We start from the raw sequence: 3,282 nt of genomic DNA, 5'->3' as shown, positions 1-3,282 counted from the left end.
TTGAATACGTCGGCCGTATCGACCACCAGGTAAAGATCCGCGGCTTCCGCATCGAACTGGGCGAGGTCGAGGCCCGCCTGCAAGAGCATGAGGCTGTTCGCGAGGCCGTGGTGATCGATATCGAAGGACCGAGTGGCAAGCAACTGGTTGGTTATCTCGTTGCTGATATCGATCTTTCGGATGATCTTGAGCAACAGGCCATATTGCGTAGCAGTTTGCGCGATTACCTGAAGGAAAGCCTGCCGGACTATATGGTCCCAGCCCATCTGGTGTTCCTGGACAAACTGCCGCTGACGCCGAACGGCAAGCTGGACCGCAAGGCCCTGCCGAAACCGGATGCCAGCCAGTTGCAGCAGGAATATGTCGCGCCACAAAGCGAATTGGAACAACGGGTCGCCGCCATCTGGGCCGCCGTGCTGAAGGTCGAAAAGGTCGGCCTGACCGACAATTTCTTCGAGCTGGGTGGTCACTCGCTGCTGGCCACCCAGGTGATTTCCCGTATCCGCCAGGCACTGAATGTCGAACTGCCATTGCGCACGCTGTTCGAGGCGCCGGTGCTGGCGGAGTTTGCGGCCCATACAGGACAGGGAGCATCCAGTACCGCACCAGCCTTCCAGCGAGTGGATCGTACTCAGCCCCTGCCACTTTCCTACGCCCAGCAGCGGCAATGGTTCATCTGGCAACTGGAGTCGGAAAGTGCCGCCTACAACATCCCGACGGCACTGCGGCTCAAGGGTGAACTGTATATCGAGGCTTTGCGCTCAGGTTTTTACACTCTGATTGCTCGCCACGAAACCCTGCGTACCACCTTCCAGCAGGAAAGGGAGCAGGCGCTGCAAGTCGTTTATCCACGGATCGACCTTGTCTTGGACCATGAATATTTGGAAAGGGCAGATGAGGTCCTGATCCAATCCAAAGTCGAGGAGGAAATTGCCAGGCCCTTCGACCTGGAGCAGGGCCCGCTCTTGCGTGTAAAGCTGCTGCAGTTGTCCGAGGATGACCATGTCCTGATACTGACTCTGCACCATATCATCTCCGATGGTTGGTCGATGCCCATCATGGTCGATGAGCTGGTCCAGCTTTACGAGGGCTATCGCACAGGCCAACAAGTGAGTCTCCCGGAGCTGCCTATCCAGTATGCCGACTACGCCATCTGGCAGCGTCAGTGGATGGAAGCCGGCGAGCAGGAGCGGCAATTAGCTTATTGGAAGGCTCAGTTGGGTGAAGAACAGCCGGTACTGGAACTACCGACCGATCGACCACGCTCGGCGATCCGGAGCCATGCTGGAGCCAAGCTGGCCATCGAACTGAACGAGGAGTTGGCCAAATCCCTCAAGCAACTGGCCCAGCAACAGGGCGCGACCCTGTTTATGCTGCTGTTGGCCAGCTTCCAGACCTTGCTGCACCGTTACTCGGGCCAGAACGATATCCGCGTTGGTGTACCTATCGCCAACCGTAACCGGGCAGAGACAGAAGGGCTGATCGGCTTCTTCGTCAACACCCAGGTACTCAAGGCCAAGTTCGACCTGGACACGACCTTCAGCGGACTGCTCAGGCAGGTCCAGCAGACGTCATTGGCGGCCCTGGCCCATCAGGACTTGCCCTTTGAGCAACTGGTGGAGGCGCTACACCCTGAGCGCAGCCTGAGCCATAGCCCTCTGTTCCAGGTGATGTACAACCACCAGAGCCAGGTGAAAGGTGAGAGCCGCCGCTTGCCAGGGCTGGAGGTTGAAGGGCTGATCCTGGAAGGGCACACCGCCAAGTTCGACCTGACGCTGGACACCTTCGAGCATGAGCAAGGGGTTGGCGCATCGCTGAGCTATGCCACAGCGCTGTTCGACAAACCAACCATCGAGCGCCTGGCCAGGCACTGGCTCAATCTGTTGGAAGGCGTAGTCAATAGGCCAAGTCAGCGTGTCGCTGAACTGCCGCTCTTAAGTAAAGAAGAGCAGCAACAGATTATCTACGACTGGAACCGTACCGAGGTGAGCTACCCAAGTGAGAAATGCCTCCACCAGTTGATCGAAGTCCAGGCTGAGAAAGCCCCGGATGCAGTGGCGGTGATCTTCAATGACCAAGAGTTGAGCTACCGGCAACTGAACCAACGCTCCAATCAATTGGCCCACAAGCTCAGGGAGCTGGGCGTAGGCCCGGACGTGCTGGTGGGCATCGCGGTGGAGCGCAGCCTGAAAATGGTGGTGGGGTTACTGGGGATCCTCAAGGCAGGCGGTGCCTACGTGCCCCTGGACCCGGAGTATCCGCAGGACCGACTGGCCTACATGATTGAGGACAGTGTTATCCAACTGCTGTTGTCTCAGAGCCATCTGCAGAATCAGTTTTCGGTTCCAAGCCATGTCCAGACACTTGTTTTGGATCAGGGCAACGATTGGCTGAAGGGCTACAGCGAAGCCAATCTGAGCAACCTCACGCAACCAGAAAACCTGGCTTATGTGATTTACACCTCTGGCTCGACGGGACTTCCGAAAGGAGTAGGAATTTCTGTTGGCTCAGCCATGGCTCGATTGGCCTGGATGCAAGCTGAGTACACATTGAACGAGCGCAGTATTTTCCTGCAAAAAGCGCCCTTGGGCTTTGACGTTTCTGTTTGGGAATGCTTCCTGCCGTTCATTTGTGGTGGACGTCTTATCGTTTCTCAACCGGGAGACCACAAAGACCCGGAGCGGCTGGTTGAGCTGATCCAGCAACACGCTGTGTCTGTAGTGCATTTTGTGCCGCCGCTGTTGGAGCTGTTTGTCGAGGTCGAAAACGTAGGTGACTGCACCAGCCTGGAAAACCTGTTCAGCGGTGGTGAGGTGCTCTCAGCCGGCTTGTGCGAAAAAGTCAAAGAACGTTTGCCAGATACGGCATTGCATAATCGTTATGGCCCTACTGAAACTACTATCAATGCCACTCACTGGTGTCATCACAAGACGAATGGTGTACAGCCACCCATCGGACGCCCCTTATCCAACACTACCTGCCAGTTATTAGGTAATGCTTTGGACGTGGCTGCAATCGGTGGGATCGCAGAGTTGCTGGTTGGTGGCGAGGGTTTGGCCCGTGGCTATCTACGCCGTCCAGCACTGACCGCCGAACGCTTTATCCCCGATCCGTTCGACGATAGAGGGCAAGGTGGTGGACGACTCTACCGGACTGGCGACCTGGCCCGTTACCGTGCCGATGGTGTGATTGAATACGTCGGCCGTATCGACCACCAGGTAAAGATCCGCGGCTTCCGCATCGAACTGGGCGAGGTCGAGGCCCGCCTGCAAGAGCATGAGG

At 57.0% G+C, this 3,282-nt stretch carries 1 protein-coding gene; it reads left to right on the top strand.

Going from position 1 to position 3,282, the window contains the following annotated elements; translation table 11 throughout:
• A partial coding sequence (locus DNJ95_RS19015; protein WP_131186270.1) for a non-ribosomal peptide synthetase occupies nt 1-3,282 on the top strand: 3,282 nt, incomplete at both ends.

Origin of the sequence: Stutzerimonas kirkiae, from assembly GCF_004327335.1 — a bacterium.
In the GTDB taxonomy this organism is placed as follows: Bacteria; Pseudomonadota; Gammaproteobacteria; order Pseudomonadales; family Pseudomonadaceae; genus Stutzerimonas; species Stutzerimonas kirkiae.
This window is presented reverse-complemented; position numbering and strand designations above follow the sequence as displayed.